The following is a 14,150-nucleotide window of genomic DNA, read 5'->3' on the forward strand; positions in this document are numbered from 1 at the left end:
ATGGTGACTGTCACCGTTTTTGCCTGGTGCCGCCGCTGGCCGGCTCAGAAGCTGTAGGTCACATAGAGCGCACCGGTGCCGGAACGCGAGCGCCGGGTGATCGGGCTGTTGGCGGCGTCGCGCGTCAGGCTCACGGCGCCCAGCGTGCCCGTCACGGCCCACCGTATATCGATCATGTGCCGCCACGTCATGCCCAGCTCGACCTCGTACAGGCCCGCTTTCGGCCGGTATTGCCGGTAGCCGGAGCGCGCCGACTGCGCGGCAGTCACGCCATAATAAGTCTGCATGTAGTCGCGGTCGCCGGCATTGGCGGCCAGGCTCAGGGTGACATGGTCCTTGCCTTGCTGGTACAGCGTGCCGGTCAGCCCGATGCCGGCGGTGCGGCCGTTGCGGCGTTTGCCGAGGGGCTGCTCGGCGCTGAACTCCAGCACGAGCCCGTCGACGATTTCCCAGCTGGCGCCGAACACGGCGGTGGCGCCGCCCTTCACGTCGCCCATGCCGCGCAGCGCCGTGCTGCCGCTGGCACCGCCGATCCCGTCCCGGTTCTTTTCCGACCGTTCTCCCCGGTAGCCCAGCGCCGCCGACAGGTAGACGGGGCCGACGGCGCGGCCGTAGCCGATGCCGCGCAGCGAACTGGCGTAGAAGCCGTTGGCGAACTGCCAGTCGATGGCCAGCAGCGGCCCGATCGCGTAGTCGTCGGCACCGGAATAGCGGGGCGCGCCGGCGATGCCCGCACCGAGTGTCAACACGTTGCCCTCGGCGTGGACGAAGCCGGCGGCGGCCAGCAGCAGGAGGGCGGTCAGGCTGTTCTTGTTCATCGCGTTTCCGTCAGTTTGTTGGAGCGCCCAGTGTCGGGCCGCCGCATGAAGGCAACCTGAGCCCAGGATGAAGATTGCATGAAGGCCAATCTTTAGACTTTCTTCACATCGGGATGGTCTAATACGGCCCATGAAAATCCTGCTGATAGAAGACGACCTGGATCTCGGCAACGGCGTGCGCATCGCGCTGGCCGACCAGGGCCTGGACGTGGTCTGGGTGCGCCACATGGCCGCCGCCGACGAACACCTGGCCACGGCCGGCTGCGACCTGGTCCTGCTGGACCTGGGCCTGCCCGATGGCGACGGCCTGCACCTGCTGGCGAAGCTGCGCCGCAACCGCAGCGGCGTGCCGGTGCTGATCCTGTCGGCGCGCGACGCGCTGCCGGACCGCCTGCAAGGCCTCGATACCGGCGCCGACGATTACCTGGTCAAGCCGTTCGAGCTGGCCGAACTGCTGTCGCGCGTGCGGGCGCTGGCCCGCCGCAGCTATGGCTTCGATGGCGCGACGCTGGAATTGCGCGGGCTGTGCCTGCATGTTCCCACGCGCCGCGTCGCCGTGCGGGGCCGGCCGGTGGACCTGACGGCCAGCGAGTACGTGCTGCTGAAAACGCTGATGATGCGCGCCGACCATGTGGTCACGCGCCGCAGCCTCGAAGAGCAGGCGCTGCCGGGCGCGCAGGCCAATGCCAGCAACTCGCTGGACGTGCACATGGCGAACCTGCGCCGCAAGATCGGCGAAGGCTATATCCGCACGGTGCGCGGGGTCGGCTACGTGATCGACCAGGACAACGGCCAAGGGGCGGCCCGATGATGCGCCGCCTGCGCGGGATCTTCGAGCCGAGCCTGATGCGCCGCCTGATGCTGGCCCAGCTGGGACTGCTGGCACTGCTGTGGGGCCTGCTCCTGGGATTCGTGGTGTACGAAAGCTCCACGGATGACCACGACCTGCGGCAGGACGCCCTGTACGACGCGGTGCTGATCGTGGCGGACCAGCTGGCGGACCGGCCGGCGCAGTTGCGCGAGGCATTCCGCTACATCGAACTGGCGCTGTCGGAAAATATCGAGAAATCGCTGGCGCCGCGCCTGGTGCTCGAGCGTGGCGAGCTTACGCTGTACCGCAGCGCGGGCGTACCGGCCAGCTTGCGCACGCAGCGGCCGGACGATATCGAAACCGTCACCTTCGACGGCAAGCGCTGGCGCGCGCGTGCGCGGATCTCGCCCGGCGGCATGCGCATGACGATGATCGTGCCGGCCGACCGGATGAACATCTTCGTGACGCTCAATTCAAAGGGGTTCTACCTGCTGCCCCTGCTGATCAGCATCCCGTTCCTGGCGCTGCCGGCCTGGCTGTCGATCCGGGTCGCGCTGCGGCCGTGGAACGCGGTGGCACGCGAAGTGGGCTCCCGCGGGCCGCGCGACCTGGCGCCGTTGTCGTTCCGGCCGCGCCACCGCGAGTTGCGCGCGATGGTGGACAACATCGATGCCCTGATGCGCCGGCTGCACGACGCCAGCACGCGCGAACGCGCCTTCATCGCCGATGCCGCGCATGAATTGCGCACGCCGCTGGCCGCCATGCGCGTCAACGTGGAAGCCCTGCAGGGGCAGGCGGTGGAGCCGCGCCAGCGCGAACTGCTGGCCGGCATCGTCAGCGGCGTCACGCGTGCCGGGCGCCTCGTCGGGCAGATGCTGAACCTGATGCGCAGCGATGCCGCCGGCACCGGGCACACGGAAAAGGTTGCGCTGGACGCCTTGCTGCAAGACCGGATGGCCGCGCTCTCCTGCCTTGCCGATGCGCGCTACGTGGAACTGGACCTGGAGGCCGAGCCGGGGCTGGCGGTGGACGGCTGCCGCGAGACCCTGACATCGCTGATCGACAACCTGGTCGACAATGCCATCAAGTACAGCCCGCAGGGCGGCACCGTCGAGGTGCGGCTGCGGCGCGATGGCGAGTGCGCCATGCTGACGGTATGCGACGAAGGTCCCGGCATCCCGCTGGCCTTGCGGGAACGGGTGTTCGACCGTTTCTACCGCGATCCGGCGCAGACGCAGAGCGGCAGTGGCCTGGGCCTGGCGATCGCGCAGGCGGCGGTAGTGCGGCACGAGGGGCGGATCGTGCTGGAGGGAAGGGATGCCGGCAGCGGACTGCGGGCCAGGGTGCGGCTGCCGCTGGCGGGCAGCACGATGGTTCCTAGCGCCGCCCTTGCGCCATCTTCGTGATGGCCCGGTCCACCAGCGCCTGCATCTGTTCGGACAGGCCGACGAAGCGGCAGCCGATCTGCACCTGCTCGCCCAGCAGGAACGAGCGGAAGCGGCGCGACAGCCGTACTTCCAGGTCGCAGATGACAACAGTGTCGTTCAGTTCGAGCCGCACGCGCTGCAGCCGGCGGCCGATGTGCAGGCCGGGCGCGTCGCGCGGGGCGCAGCGCATGCCGATGCCGCCGGCGGCCACGTCGTACAGCAGCATTTCATAAGGCGTGCCGAACATGACGAACGACGCCGTGTAGTTGCCGGCCACCGGCGTTTCCAGGCGCCGGGAAGCGCGCCGGTTCAAGACCAGGCAACTTTGCGGGAACGGTGCCGGCACCAGCGTGGCGTGGCCGGGCAGCGGCGTCCAGGCGGCGCTCAGTTCGAACTGGAAGCGCGCCGAATCCAGGCGGGTGACGAAGGTGCAGGGTCCTTCCGGCAGCGCGGCTTCGCCATCGAGGCGCAGCGTGAACACCGCTTCGGTGGCGTCCATGGCATGGATGCGCGCCAGCCTGGGCGTGCCGGTGCCGTCCGCGTAGATCGTGATGGGTTCGCCGCGGTCGTACAGGGTTTGCAGGGCTTCGCGAATTGCTGCCGGGTCGGCGATCTCGTGCGGCGTGGCGGCCAGCGGGATGCGCTCGGCGATGTCCGCCGCACCCATGCGGCGGCGGCGGGGCAGCAGGCCGGCCGTGATCAGGTCGCCCGCGGCTTCGGTCCTGACATACTCCTTCACGCCGCTCGGCGCGGCGGGAACCGCCGACCAGGCGGGCCGCAGATGCGCATTGGAGCGGCGTACTGCCGGGGACTGCAGCCAGGGCAGGTGATCGCGAAGGTTCTTGAGGATGGAAGTCATGGGCTTGCTGGGTCAACGGGGCGACACTGGTAGCCTGCAAGCATACCAGCAAATCTTTTGATCGCAGACAACTTTATTGCCTCAGGGCTAGTCCCTGTCGTTAAAACCGCTCATCCGGCGCAAGGTAGCGCCATTGCCCGACCGGCAACTCGCCCAGTTTCACCTTGCCGATCCGCACGCGCTTCAGGCCCACCACCTTCAGGCCCACCATCTCGCACATGCGGCGGATCTGCCGCTTCTTCCCCTCGCGCAGCGTGAACGACAGCTGGTCTTCGTTCTGCCAGCGCACCTTGGCCGGCAGCAGCGGCTTGCCATCCATCCACAGGCCATGGTTCAGCTTTTTCAGGTCCGCGTCCGGCAGCTTGCCCGGTTTCGTGTATTCCACGCGCACCAGGTATTCCTTGTCGATGTCGGTGTCGTGGCCGATCAGGTGCTTGGCCACGCGGCCATCCTGGGTGAGCACGAGCAGGCCCACGGAATCGATGTCGAGCCGGCCGGCCGGCACCAGGCTGCGCAACTGCGTGGGGTGGAACTGCTCGGGCGCCGGATCGTCCGGCCAGCGGTTCTCCGGCTTGATCAGTGCCACCGCGGGCGTGTAGCCATCCTCGGCCTGGCCGCTCACATAGCCCATCGGCTTGTTGATCAGGATGGTCACGCGCTTGCTCTGCTCGGCGGCGGCCTGCCGCTCGACGGTGATCTTCTGGCTCGGGTAGACCTTGGTGCCCAGTTCGGACACCACCTTGCCGTCGACGCGCACCCAGCCCTTGGCGATCCATTCGTCGGCTTCGCGGCGCGAGGACAACCCCAGTTCGGACATGCGTTTCGATAAACGCAACAACTCTTCAGACATGAGAAATTCAGACTTTCAATGCTTCCAGTAAATCGGTTTCCAGCTGCAACTGCGTGCGCGCGTTCGCCAGCGACTGGCCGTCGACGATGAACACGTCCTCCACCCGTTCGCCCAGGGTCATCACCTTGGCGGTGTGCAGGTTCACACGGTATTTCGTCAACACGTTGGCGATCGAGTACAGCAGGCCGGTGCGGTCGTTCGCCGTCACCGACAGCAGGTAGTACTGGCCGCGTTCGTCGGAACGCAGGTCCACGGTCGGCTGGATCGGGAAGGTGCGCGACAGGCGCGACAGGCGGCCGCGCACCGGCGGCTGGATCGGCGCCTGCGTTTGCAGCAGGTCGCACAGTTCGTGCTCGATCAGGTTGATGATGTCGCGGTAGCTCTTGGCGAAGCTCTGCTCCGTGACCAGGAACGTGTCGAGCGCGTAGCCGTGCCGGGTGGTGTGGATCTTGGCATCCAGGATCGAGAAATTCTTTCGGTCGAAATAGCCGCAGATGCGCGCGAACAGGTCCGGCTGGTCCTTGATGTAGACGGCGATCTGCAGGCCTTCGCCGATCGGCGCCAGGCGGCATTTCACCACGGGCTTTTCGCTGTCCAGGCGGTCGTACAGCGCACGCGTCTGCCAGGCGATGTCGGAGGCGTCGTGGCGCAGGAAATACGCCATGTCCAGCTGCTTCCACAAGGCCTCGTGCGCCGATGGCGGCAGGCCATACAGCCGCAGCGTGGCCAGCGCTTCCTGCTGGCGGTTCTTCAGCTCGCGGTCGGCCGAATGCGGTTCGCCGCCCAGCACGCGCAGGGTCATCTTGTACAGGTCTTCCAGCAGCTTGGCCTTCCAGGCATTCCACACCTTCGGGCTGGTGCCGCGGATGTCGCACACCGTCAGCAGGTACAGGCCGGTCAGGTGGCGCTCGTCGCGCACGGCCTTGGCGAAGGCCGCGATCACGTCCGGATCGGACAGGTCCTGTTTCTGCGCCACCGTGGACATCAGCAGGTGGTGCTCGACCAGGAACGCCACCAGCTCCGTTTCATCGGTGCTCATGCCGTGCTCCTGGCAGAACTGCACCGCATCGGCCACGCCCAGTTTCGAGTGGTCGCCGCCGCGGCCCTTGGCGATGTCGTGGAACAGCGCGGCCACGTACAGCAGCCAGTGCTGCGGATAGTTCGCCATCAGCTGGCTGCAGTACGGGTATTCGTGCGCGTGTTCCGTCATCGTGAAGCGGCGCATGTTGCGCACCACCATCAGGATATGCTGGTCCACCGTGTAGACGTGGAACAGGTCGTGCTGCATCTGGCCGACGATCTTGCGGAAGTTCGGCAGGTAGCGGCCCAGGATCGACAGCTCGTTCATCCGGCGCAGCGCATGGATGATGCCGGACGGTGCCTGCAGGATGCGCAGGAAGTAGGCGCGGTTGACGGGATCGGCGCGGAATGCCGCGTCGATCTTGAAGCGCTCGTGCCACAGCGCGCGCGTGGCGCGTGCCGTGATGCCTTTGAGGGCCGGGCGCTCGGTCATCAGCACGAAGATCTCCAGGATCGCCGAGGGCGTGCGCTCGAATACGTCGTCGCTGCTGATGTCGATGAAGCCGTTGACTTCGTTGAAGCGCTCGTTGATCGGGTGCTTGTCGCAACCCTGCGGGAACAGCATCGCTTCGATGTTCTGCAGCAGGATCGTGTTCAGCTGCACCACCGCCTTGGCCGCCCAGTAGTAGCGCTGCATCAGGTATTCGCTGGCGCGGCGCATGTGCACGCCGCTCCCGGTGGTCTGCAGGCCCAGGCTTTCGGCGATCGCCGTCTGCACGTCAAACACCAGGCGGTCTTCGCGGCGGCCGGCATGCAGGTGCAGGCGCACGCGGATATCCTTGAAGGCGCGCTCCTTCTCCATCAGCTGGCGCGCCTCGGTTTGCGTGATCAGGCCGCGCGTGGCCAGCGTGCGCCACGAGCTGGCCAGGCCCGCGGCCTTGGCCATCCACAGGATCACCTGCAGGTCGCGCAGGCCGCCGGGGCTTTCCTTGCAGTTGGGTTCCAGCGAGAACGCCGTGTCTTCATACTTGGCGTGCCGCTGGCGCATCTCGCTGGTCTTGGCGTGGAAGAAGGCCTGCGGATCCATCGCCGCGTCGTATTCCTTTTGCAGCCGCGCGAACAGGTCGGCGTCGCCGGTCACCAGGCGGGCTTCGAGCAGGCTGGTCTGCACGGTGATGTCGGCCTCGGACTCGGCCAGGCATTCCTCCACCGTGCGGATCGCCGAGCCGATTTCCAGGCCCAGGTCCCACAGCAGCTGCACCAGTTCTTCCAGGCGGTGGCGGGTCTCTTCGTCCGGGCTGTGGCCCAGCAGGATCAGCACGTCCACGTCCGAGTACGGGAACAGTTCGCCGCGGCCATAGCCGCCCACGGCCACCAGCGCCGCGTTCGCCGGCAGGCCGGCCGCCTGCCAGGCCTGCGTGAGCACTTCGTCGACGCTCTGGCGCAGGCTGCGCAGCAGTTTCTCCGGCTTGCCATCCTCGCGGAACGTGGCAATCACGACCTGGCGGTCGGACTTCAGCCGCAGCTTGAGGGAGCTGCGCAGCTGTTCGCGGGGATCGCTGTTCATCGCGAGGGAAGACATGGGGTCAGGCCGCGGCCTTGGCCTGGGTGATGAACGCCGGCGGCGGTGGCGAACCGGCGGACAGCGTCAGTACCTCGTAGCCGGTTTCCGTGACCAGCACCATGTGCTCCCACTGGGCCGACAGGCTGCGGTCCTTGGTCTTGATGGTCCAGCCGTCGCCCATCTCGCGGATCTCGCGGCGGCCGGCATTGATCATCGGCTCGATCGTGAAGATCATGCCCGGCTTGAGTTCCTCGCCGGTGCCGGGCTTGCCGTAGTGGAGCACCTGGGGTTCTTCGTGGAAGACCTTGCCGATGCCATGGCCGCAGAATTCGCGCACCACGCTGTAGCCGGCCTTCTCGGCATGCACCTGGATCGCGTGGCCGATGTCGCCGAAGTGGCCGCCCGGGCGCACCTGGGCGATGCCCAGCCACATGCATTCATAGGTGATCTCGGTGAGGCGCTTGGCCAGGATCGTCGGCGGGCCGATGTAGAACATGCGGCTGTTGTCGCCGTGGTAGCCATCCTTGGTGATGATCGTGATATCCAGGTTCACCACGTCGCCCGCTTTCAGGACCTTGTCGCCGGGGATGCCATGGCAGATCACGTCGTTGACGGACGTGCAGATGGCCTTGGGATAGGGCGGATAGCCGGGCGGCTGGTAATTCAGCGGCGCCGGCACGGTGCCTTGCACATTCGTCATGAACTCGTGGCACAGGCGGTCCAGCTCGCCGGTGGTGACACCGGGCTTGACGAAGGGGGTGATGTAGTCGAGGACTTCGGCGCCGAGGCGGCCGGCAATGCGCATGCCTTCGATGTCTTCGGGGGTCTTGATCGTGATGGCCATGTTTCTTGATTGATTCGGGCGACAAACCACGATTATAGACGACGCGGACCTCGAGAGTTGCGCTTGCCGCGGAACGGCTGTCGGCTGTTTTTGGTGGCCACTATGAGGGCGAGCCGAAGGTGTTCGACACTTTCTTCTGTGCGGTTTCCAGAAGATGTTAAAAGTGATACGACACATTGAGAGCGCATGCATTCACCCCAACGGCGAAGGGCTGGGGACAGACCCGCCGGGTCTGACCCCGGATTTTGCACTTGGGGTTGACTACCTAAGCGGCATTTCCTGCTATCACCGCTTTATTCACCGGGTTCGATCAGTCACCCCCGCGCCACGCTCCCAAAGAACCGCACCATCTCCCGGCTCGCATCCGGTCCCGTCGGATCCGTATAGCTGCCGCTGGCGCTGCCGCCCGCCCACGCGTGCCCCGCGCCATGGAGTTCCCAGTGCTCCGCCAGTACCCGGCCATCCTTGCCCTTGTGGACCGTGCGCGTATATTTGCGCCCGCCACTGGCCTTGGACGTCTCCACTTCCGGCGTTCCGGCTTCATGCGCCATAAGGCCGTGCTGGAGCACGTCGTCGCCGTTCTTCCGGTTCACGGTGTGGTCCTTGTCGCCGTGGAACACGATCAGCGGCGGGCTGGCGACCGGCTGCGCATTACCCTTCGCACCCTGCTGCATGGCCTGCAGGGCGGACGGCAAATCCGTCGCGCTGCCGAACGGCAGCCCGGAATGCACGCCCACGGCATGGAACAGTTCCGGATACAGGGCACCCACCACGACCGCCATCGCGCCGCCCGCCGACAGGCCGGCAATGCTGACCCGCGCCGGATCGACCGCGTAATCCGCCATCACCTGCCGGGCGATGCCGGCGATGATCGCCGGCTCGCCCCGTTCGCGCTGCTGGTCGGCGGCGCTGAACCAGTTCCAGCATTTCGAGCTGTTGGCCTGCTGCGACTGGCAGGGATAAGCCACCAGGCAGCCGGTTTCCTCCGCCACCTGGTTCATGCGGGTGCCGGCGGCGAAATCGTCCGGGTCCTGCGTGCAGCCGTGCAGCATCACCACCAGCGGCACCGGCTGGCCTACCTTGTACGTGCTCGGCACATACAGCTTGTAGCCACGGGTGCCGGCCTGGCACGTGAAGCTGGCGCTGTCGAAGCGCGCGCCATCCGGCAGCGGCGGAGGGGGCGGGCGCTTGCGGGCGCCGGGCAGCTTGCCGTTTTTGAGCTGGTCGCGCAGCGCTTCGGGCAGGCCGTCCAGCAGGTTTTCCGGCAGGCCCTGGAACCCGCCCTGCATGCCGCCTTTGAATTTGTCTTTCAAGCCGTCGGCAAAGCCTTCCGGCAGTGTGATGCCAGCCTTGGCGAGGATGTCGGCAATGCCGGCTGTCGCGCCGGGATGCTTCGGCTTGTCGTCTTTCGCGGCGTGCGGCGGCGGCTGGTTCGATGCGGCCTTCCGGGCGCGAGGGATAGGGCGCGAGGGCGCTTTTTCCGGCGGCGCGTTCAGGTCTTTCATCGTGGCGCCGGGCGGCGGTGCCGCGTTGGCGGTGTCATCGGTCCCCGTGGCGGCTGGCGCGGCATCGCCGGCCAGTGCGCGCTGGATTGCGGCGGTGGCGGCCATCGGGCCGTCTTTCATCAAGTCTTGCGTGGCTGCCTGCAGGCGGGCCATCAGTGCGGAATCGAATTTCATATCGTGCCTTCCATAGGGGGTGAGGCGTGGATGAGTGAAGCGTGAATGAGTGACGCGTGAATGAGTGATGCGTAAAGCAGCGGAGCTGTCGGCATGAAGCCGGTTGATGCGGTTCAGCTGATGCGCCCGGCCAGGGCCGCCTTCACGGCGGGACTGGCATGCAGCGCGCCCAGTACGGTGATCGACTGGATGGTGACCGCCGCCAGTTCGGCAGTCACATCCGGTGCGATGGTGGCCAGGCCGAGCACGCGGATGTTGAGCATTTCACCGGCGGCGCGGGCCGCTTCGAGGTCGGCGCTGGAAAACTGCTGCAAGCCCAGCACGAACTGGTTGCGCTCGACCGTCTGGCGCACTACGTCCGCGTGCTGGTTCAACTGGTTGCGGATCGCCGTGCGGATCAGGTCTGTCCGGTTGGCATAAAAACCCTGCTGCACGAGCAGGTCGATCTGCCCCAGGTCGACCGGGAACAGATTGATCGTGATTTTTTCCGAATCGGCAGGGCGTAGTTTCAGGTCGGGCATGATTTATCTTCCAATTGCCATCCAAGTGGATGGTATATGGATGATTCTAGTCGGTTTTCAAGGGTCCTGATCGCGACTGCGCGAATTATTTTGCGTGGCGGGCCAGCGCCATCCCTAGAACAGTTCGTTGGCAAACGTGCCCGGTGCCCCGTTGCCTGCCTGCCGATGCGGGGATTTCCACTTCTTCCGCACCTTGTTGATTTTCCGGACGCCGCCGGTTTCCCGGGCCTCGCCGGCTTTCCCGGCCTTGCCGGTCTTGTGAAGCTCGCCGGGTTGTTGAAGCTTGCCGGGCTGTTGAAGCTTGCCGGGCTTTTGACGGTTGCCTACTTCCTGGCGTTTGGCCGACTTGATATTGCGGGCCTGCGCTTTGCCGGCCAGCGAATCGGCTCGCCGTCGCCGGCCCTCGGGGGCGATCCGCACGGCGTCGAACATGGCGCCGCCCCACAACAGCACGAGCTGGCCCGGATTCCGGACATACACATCCGTACAGCCGAGCTCGACCATGGTGACCGGGTTCGGCAGCCGCAACCGTTGCGCGCTTGAGTGGAGTTTGGCCTGCATGTGCGATTCGGGTGCGACCCGTTCCGCCCAGAACTCCGGTGCGGGACAGACTTCCTGGTCCACCTTCACGTCCGTCGCGCTGATCGCCAGGGTCTTCCCCAGCAGTGTTTTCGCTTCCGCCGCATCGAGCGAAGCGATCGACGCAAGGTCGAGGACGGCAACGAGCTTCCAATGGCCGATCACGCTGCGGTCGCGGAACTCGGCGGCGGCGCAGGCCGGGTGGCCGATAGCGAGGAGGAGGGCGGTTGTCAGTGCCAGCAGGCTGGTTGCTGTAGGCCACTGGCGAAGGCGGGTGTGGTGCGGGAAAACGACTGCCATGATTGCTCCTGAGAATTGTGCTCAGAAGCAAAATATCGAAATTTCCGGCGCCGGCCTTGCGGCAGGCCAAGGCTGGCGGCGAGGCTGCGCCGCTATGCGGCGCCATGCGGCGCTATGTGGCGCTAAGTGCCCTTTGTGGCGCTATGTGGCGCGAAGAGGGCAGGAAGGCGCCGGACGCTGCGCCGGTCGTCCGTGCCGGTAACGCAGCGGTCAGGAACCGGCGCGGTGTTGCGTCAGGTCGTCGGCGCCCGTCATATACCCTTCGTCCGCCGCCAGTTGCGCATCGGGCGGCAATTTCTCGTGCCCGCGCGCGCGCTCCAGCAGCACCTGGACGGTGTCGATCTTGTGGCGGATGGCTTCGGCCAGCGAAGCGAGAGTCAGCGGCTCGGGCAGCATCATCTCCGCCGCTTCGGCCGCCCTCGCCGCGGGGTGGCTCCGTTCCAGTTCGCCCTGTGCCCCGCTTTCGTCGCGTTCGACGAGTTGCAGTGCATGCCGCAGCCCTTGTTCCAGTTGCTCGAGTCGGCTCGATTCCATGTCCACCTCCAGAAGATCGGGGCATTCAGGATACGCCGCTGAGCCGTACGGCGCCGTCCGATAGCCCGGCGCGCTCATCGCCTGCTACCCATCGGCTGCCACACATTGCCACAAGTTAGCATTCATGAAATAATATGAATGATAATTATTCGCATTTGCGCGAACCCGCCGTGGTCGCGCCGGATGCTCCATCGAGAGAGAGAACAACAATGATCCTGAAACAGACACCCGTCGCAGTGGCCGTGCTGCTGCTTGTCCATGGCACCGCGCTGGCCGGTCCGGCCGATGCGCCGGTGGAGGGCCAGCCGGCCGTTGTCACCATCACGGGTGCCCGCGCCGACGCGGCGGCCTACAACCCGCCCGCCTCGACCAGCGCCACGAAGATCGAAGCACCGCTGCGCGACATCCCGCAGACCGTCAATGTGATCCCCGAACAGCTGCTGCGCGACCAGGCGGTGCTGTCGATGGAAGATGCCATGAAGTCCGTGCCCGGGGTGGGCCTGTCGCATGGCGATGGCCAGCGCGACCAGGTCACGCTGCGTGGCTTTTCCGCCATTGCCGACCAGTTCGTGGATGGCTTCCGCGACGATGCGCTGTACTTCCGCGACATGTCGAACGTGGAACGGATCGAGGTGCTGAAGGGGCCGGCGGCGGTGCTGTACGGACGCGGCTCGTCCGGCGGCCTGATCAATCGCATCACCAAGCGGCCGGGGATCGACCGCAGCGAGGTGACCGTGCGCGTGGGCAGCCACAACGGGCGGCGCGGCGAAGTGGACATCGCGCGCACGCTGGGCGGGAAGGGCATGGCGTTCCGGGTGACCGGCGCGGTCGAGCGGGCCGATGGCTACCGCGACCAGCAATTCCTCGACCGGGATGCGATCGCGCCGTCCCTGCTGGTGCCGCTGGGTGCGGACACGAGCCTGCTGCTGCAGGCCGAGCACCTGTCCGATCGCCGGGTGACCGACTTCGGCATCCCGTCGTTCCAGGGGCGCCCGGTCGATGTGCCGGCCGGCACGTACTATGGCGCCGCCAATGCCCGCGATGCCGATTACTCGCACGCCGAGGTCACGGCCGGCGGGTTCACGCTGGAGCACCGCTTCAGTGACCGGCTTGCTATCCGCAACGCCTTCCGAAAGTACGATTACACGCTGTCGCGCAACAATACGCTGGTCGGCGCCGTCAACGAGGCCGCGCTGACGGCTTCGCTGAACCGCACCAACCTGCGCCGCGAAGAAAAGGGCTGGTTCAACCAGACGGAAGTCACGCATACCGCGTCGCTGGCCGGCATGACCCACAAGATCCTGTACGGCGTCGAGGTGGGCAAGCAGGACAAGGACCAGGTCAACCGCTCGCGCAGCAACGTGGCTACCGTTGCGCTGTTCAATCCAGTACTGCCCGTGCTGCCGCTGGCGGTGGATGCGGCGCCGGCCACGGATAACCGGGGCATCTTCACCACGCGCGGCGCCTACGTGCAGGACCTGGTCGAGCTGGCGCCGGAATGGAAGGCGCTGGCCGGCGTGCGCTACGACCGCTTCGAGCAGGAAACCCGCGAGCGCCGGGCAGGGCAGTCGAATTTGCAGCGCGTGGATGCGGACTGGAGCCCGCGCGCCGGCCTGGTCTGGCAGCCGGGCGCGAGCCAGTCGTACTACGCCTCGTTCAGCCGCTCGTTCCAGCCATCCGCCGAGAACTTCCCGCTGGCCGCCAACAATGCCCAGATCGCGCCCGAGGAAACCACCAACAAGGAAATCGGCGGCAAGTTCGATTTCCTGGGCGGCGCCGTTTCCGCGACCGCCGCGCTGTTCCGGCTGGAGCGGACCAATGTCAAGTTCACCGATCCGGTCACCAACCTGCTGGTGCCGGTCGGTACCCAGCGCTCCGACGGCCTGGAGCTGACCCTGGCCGGTCAGCTGGCGCAGGGCTGGCAGGTCTGGTCGGGGTACTCCTACCTGGATGCGAAAGTCACGTCGTCGCCCGCGCTGGACAGCAGCGACAACGTGCTCAAGCGCGTGCCCGTGCAGGGCAAGCGGGCCACGCTGGCGCCGCGGCACAGTGCCAACCTGTGGATCGCGAAATCGTTCAACGCGGCGCTGCGTGCCGGCGTGGGCTTCGTTGCGGTGGGCGAGCGCTTCGCCAATCCTGGCAACACGGTGACCTTGCCGGGCTATGCGACCGTGGACGCGATGGTGGGCTACCGGATCGCCGCCATCGACCTGCAACTCAATGTCAGCAACCTGCTGGACCGCGGCTATATCGTGTCAGGGCATGGCAGCGCGCCGAACCTGAACATGCCGGGCGCGCCGCGTGGTGCAAGGCTGACGGCCAGGTACCAGTTTTGAGCGGGGAG

The 14,150-nt window shown here is 66.5% G+C and carries 12 protein-coding genes; 3 read left to right on the forward strand and 9 right to left on the reverse strand.

From position 1 onward, the window contains the following. Positions 1-44: 44 nt before the first annotated feature. Complete coding sequence (locus EYF70_RS10035; protein WP_165497610.1) at positions 45-818, reverse strand: MipA/OmpV family protein; 774 nt, start codon at positions 816-818, stop codon at positions 45-47. 130 nt (positions 819-948) lie between these two features. On the opposite strand from EYF70_RS10035, the gene EYF70_RS10040 reads away from it, so the two are divergent. Next, complete coding sequence (locus EYF70_RS10040; protein WP_131145269.1) at positions 949-1,629, forward strand: response regulator; 681 nt, start codon at positions 949-951, stop codon at positions 1,627-1,629. Further along, positions 1,626-3,035: a sensor histidine kinase gene (locus EYF70_RS10045; RefSeq protein WP_131145270.1), complete on the forward strand. Its 1,410-nt coding sequence runs from the start codon at positions 1,626-1,628 to the stop codon at positions 3,033-3,035. Before EYF70_RS10040 ends, EYF70_RS10045 begins: the two co-directional genes overlap by 4 nt. Here EYF70_RS10045 and EYF70_RS10050 read toward each other — a convergent pair. From EYF70_RS10050 to EYF70_RS10085, 8 genes are all read right to left on the reverse strand, one after another. Then, positions 3,007-3,915, reverse strand: coding sequence for a PilZ domain-containing protein (locus tag EYF70_RS10050; protein ID WP_229420793.1), 909 nt, complete (start codon positions 3,913-3,915; stop codon positions 3,007-3,009). The genes EYF70_RS10045 and EYF70_RS10050 overlap by 29 nt on opposite strands. Before the next feature lie 100 nt (positions 3,916-4,015). Next, on the reverse strand, positions 4,016-4,765 hold the full coding sequence (locus tag EYF70_RS10055; protein ID WP_174800397.1) for a pseudouridine synthase: 750 nt from the start codon (positions 4,763-4,765) through the stop codon (positions 4,016-4,018). Positions 4,766-4,772: 7 nt separating this feature from the next. After that, positions 4,773-7,367 carry a [protein-PII] uridylyltransferase gene (locus EYF70_RS10060; RefSeq protein ID WP_131145272.1) on the reverse strand — a complete coding sequence of 865 codons (2,595 nt, stop codon included), beginning with the start codon at positions 7,365-7,367 and terminating at the stop codon, positions 4,773-4,775. A gap of 4 nt (positions 7,368-7,371) precedes the next feature. Next, positions 7,372-8,193, reverse strand: coding sequence for a type I methionyl aminopeptidase (gene map, locus EYF70_RS10065; protein WP_131145273.1), 822 nt, complete (start codon positions 8,191-8,193; stop codon positions 7,372-7,374). Positions 8,194-8,507: 314 nt separating this feature from the next. Continuing rightward, positions 8,508-9,872 (reverse strand): extracellular catalytic domain type 1 short-chain-length polyhydroxyalkanoate depolymerase, encoded by a 1,365-nt coding sequence (locus tag EYF70_RS10070; RefSeq protein ID WP_229420794.1) that lies wholly within the window; start codon positions 9,870-9,872, stop codon positions 8,508-8,510. Positions 9,873-9,985: 113 nt separating this feature from the next. Continuing rightward, the gene (locus tag EYF70_RS10075) at positions 9,986-10,393 is read right to left on the reverse strand and encodes a ribbon-helix-helix domain-containing protein (RefSeq protein ID WP_131145274.1); all 408 of its coding nucleotides are present in this window, start codon (positions 10,391-10,393) and stop codon (positions 9,986-9,988) included. A 114-nt stretch (positions 10,394-10,507) separates the two neighbouring features. Beyond that, positions 10,508-11,272: a hypothetical protein gene (locus EYF70_RS10080; RefSeq protein WP_131145275.1), complete on the reverse strand. Its 765-nt coding sequence runs from the start codon at positions 11,270-11,272 to the stop codon at positions 10,508-10,510. Between the two features lie 210 nt (positions 11,273-11,482). Further along, the gene (locus EYF70_RS10085; protein WP_131145276.1) at positions 11,483-11,806 is read right to left on the reverse strand and encodes a hypothetical protein; all 324 of its coding nucleotides are present in this window, start codon (positions 11,804-11,806) and stop codon (positions 11,483-11,485) included. 209 nt (positions 11,807-12,015) lie between these two features. Here EYF70_RS10085 and EYF70_RS10090 point away from each other — a divergent pair, with 209 nt between their 5' ends. Continuing rightward, positions 12,016-14,142 (forward strand): TonB-dependent receptor, encoded by a 2,127-nt coding sequence (locus tag EYF70_RS10090; RefSeq protein WP_131145277.1) that lies wholly within the window; start codon positions 12,016-12,018, stop codon positions 14,140-14,142. The last annotated feature ends 8 nt before the right edge of the window (positions 14,143-14,150 follow it).

The sequence above is a fragment of the Pseudoduganella albidiflava genome, assembly GCF_004322755.1.
Taxonomy (GTDB): Bacteria; Pseudomonadota; Gammaproteobacteria; order Burkholderiales; family Burkholderiaceae_D; genus Rugamonas; species Rugamonas albidiflava.